Consider the following 3,210-nt stretch of genomic DNA (forward strand, 5'->3'; position numbering starts at 1 on the left):
ACTGTAACCAGTATAGTTACACCTTGTGGAATAGTCAACCTTAAATGCAATTTTGCATGTAAAATCATACATACTTCTACCAACTTACTCCCAATTATTTCAAGAGAAGTTAAACTTCTATCATTTTGTGTAATTGCATATATATAATATAAAACATATAAGGGGGGTTAAAACGTGGTAATCTCAAGACAAGATTCCTGGACTGATGATAACGATTTACTTCTCGCATCAACAGTACTTCAGAATATTCGTAACGGTGGAACACAGTTAGCTGCATTCAAAGAAGTAGCAAAACTACTAGCTAGAACACCCGCAGCTTGTGGATTTCGTTGGAATTCATATGTGAGAAAACAATACCAAGAAGAAATACAACTAGCAAAACAAGACCGAAAAATGGGAAACAACATTCCCCTCTCCCCATCAGAAAAAGAAAAAAACTCTTTGTCTATTACATTAGATGATATTATTCTCTTTCTACAAAATTATAAAGATGTGAATGAATTGACAAAATTACAAAATCAAATTGAAGATTTAAAAACAGAGAATCAATCTCTTCTACAACGTATCACTATGTATGAAGAAGAATATCGTATGTTACTGAACCATATCGATAAGACAAGAAATTTAATTGCAGTGGATTAAACAGCATAACTATAATGACTTTCCAGTAGGATCTTCGCCCGCCAAAACCACCATCAATAAAGAAAATTCAGACTATTATTGGTAATAATAAGTAAAATACACATACATAATGTATGTGTATTTTTACTTTGACTATTATTAAAAGAAATATTTAGTCTATGTTACATCTTTTCTAATATTTCTTGCCTTTCACACCATTTTGTTAGCTTTTCTAATGCTTTTTTAGATAAACGTTTTGTTTTATAATTACAAAACCTAGATAATGTAGACGGAGAAATACTCATTTCATCTGCTATTTCACGAATGCTTACCTTTTTTTCATTGTGTACTTTCAGTATTTTGTCACGGATCTTTTTCTCTATTTGTTCGACTGATTCTACAGTCTTCTTTATTTCTTTAACAACTGTTACTTCCGGTAACTGCTCTTGTGGTTCCTCTATACTCTTCTTTCCTATTACCCTATCCATTGACTGTAACATTTCTTCAGGTGGCAAAATCGTTATTCCTAAGTTAGTGTAATAATTTTTAAACCAATTACGTTTCCCAATTTGTTGTTCATCCAGTGGACCACTATACTCCCAATGAGAGATTACTTTTTCATTTTCTAAATCCATTAGAACGTTTTCTAACTGTTCTCTAATACGATTAGGCTTCCAATCTTTCGGGATATCCATTACTGCTAGCAGGCCTTTGTCCCCACCTATAGAATATGGCTTTTTCAATGATGAATACATTTGTCTAATTCTCCATTGCCATGTTAAGTATCGTATTAACCTTTTATGATATTTGTGTCTATAACTATTGTATTCAAGTGCTTTTTTAGACAATAATGCTGTTGTATTATTTGATCCGTATAAATAATTGGTTAAAAAGCTGCCTGGCTTAATACGACAAGATTCAATACCCATATATTCATTTGTAACACTATGTCTCCACAATACAACCGAATCTAATACAAATAATCGTTTAACAACCTCACGCTTTAATTCTAGTCGTTCCCCTTCATCTTCACGATCATTTAATACTACGACTTCATTCTCATCATTTAAATAGATAAAAATACTTGCTAAAGCCGCAATTCTTTTTGCTATTTTAATTTTATCTTCCGCTCTATAGTATTCCTTATTTTTGACTACTGTTTTTGGAATGTTGCACATCTCTAAAACTTGCTCATAAGAAAAATCAATGAATTCGTCTGGAGATTTTGCTTCGTTTATCCATTGTATTGTAATTGCATCTAGACAATCTGCCGTTAAATCATCCATATTACTCATTACATCATCGACAAGAGTATTCCATCGAGCAGCTTCTTCTATATTAGTAAGTCTTAAATCTTCATCTTTGTGTGAAGAAAGCTGGGCTACACCATTAGAAGATTTTGTTTCAATAGGATATTGTAAAACCTTACTTAATTCATCTTCTTCAAATTGATTTTTTGCAATCCCATCTCTTAGCTTATAATAAACAGCAGAGTTATTTACCTCATAATAATCCTCATGGTTTACTATACTTGTCTCTTCTATATTTTGATCATTTTCTACTATTATGGAACTTGAAGAAGCTATATTTTGGAATTCTTTGTCTATAAATCCTTCAATTTCTTTATATATTTCTTCCTTATAGGAATCAATTTTGGCATAAATTTGTACTAATGTAGTACCGGATTCTTGTTTTTTCTCTAGCCAAGACACTAATGCAGTAAATGATGGGGAAGCATGAGGTGATGTGAGTACTTTATTATTATTGTTTTCAACATCTTTAAAATATGCATTCCACTTATTCCATACTAGCTCGTTAGTTTTATAAATTGGCTCAGAGATTAACAATGCATCTCGAAACATTTGTAATAAGTTATCCACTTTCTTTTCCTCCCTAAACCATGGATCACAATTAAATAATTCTCAGTATAAAAATCTTAACTACTATTATATTTAATTTATTGTAACAGATATTTACAAATTTTTGTTTCTTTCTTCTCTATTCTGCTTTTCTTGCATTCCTTTTGCAACTTTCTTTCCTGAACTTGCAACATGCTGCTCTTTCTTTTCCCTATTTCTTCTTCCTACATTTCTTTTGCGCTTTGCTTTCAACTTGCAACAGGTTGCTCTTCCTCTTACCTATTTCTTCTTACTTACATTCCTTTTGCGCTTTGTTTGCCTTAACTCTTTAACTTGCAACAGGTTGTTCTTCCTCTTACCTATTTTCCTTTACTGACATTCTTTTTGCGCTTTGTTTCCTTAACTCTTTAACTTGCAACATGCTGCTCTTTCTTTTCCCTATTTCTTCTTCTTACATTTCTTTTGCGCCTTGCTTTCCTTAACTCTTCAACTTGCAACAGGTTGCTTTTTTTCTTACCTCTTTCTCCTTACTTACATTCTTTTTGCGCTTTGTTTTCCTTATATTTCTCAACTTGCAACATGCTGCTCTTTCTTTTCCCTATTTCTTCTTCTTACATTTCTTTTGCGCCTTGCTTTCCTTAACTCTCCAACTTGCAACAGGTTGTTCTTCCTCTTACCTATTTTCCTTTACTGACATTCTTTTTGCGCTTTGTTTTCCTTAACTCTTTAA

The 3,210-nt window shown here is 32.1% G+C and carries 2 protein-coding genes; one reads left to right on the plus strand and one right to left on the minus strand.

The features are described 5' to 3' along the window. Positions 1 to 174 precede the first annotated feature (174 nt). On the plus strand, positions 175 to 642 hold the full coding sequence (locus ABWK52_RS19215) for an RsfA family transcriptional regulator (protein ID WP_000237072.1): 468 nt from the start codon (positions 175 to 177) through the stop codon (positions 640 to 642). A 161-nt stretch (positions 643 to 803) separates the two neighbouring features. Here ABWK52_RS19215 and ABWK52_RS19220 read toward each other — a convergent pair whose 3' ends face one another. Further along, positions 804 to 2,501: a helix-turn-helix domain-containing protein gene (locus ABWK52_RS19220; protein WP_098542383.1), complete on the minus strand. Its 1,698-nt coding sequence runs from the start codon at positions 2,499 to 2,501 to the stop codon at positions 804 to 806. Positions 2,502 to 3,210 lie beyond the last annotated feature (709 nt).

The organism is Bacillus sp. AP50 (assembly GCF_040492675.1).
Lineage (GTDB): Bacteria > Bacillota > Bacilli > Bacillales > Bacillaceae_G > Bacillus_A > Bacillus_A cereus.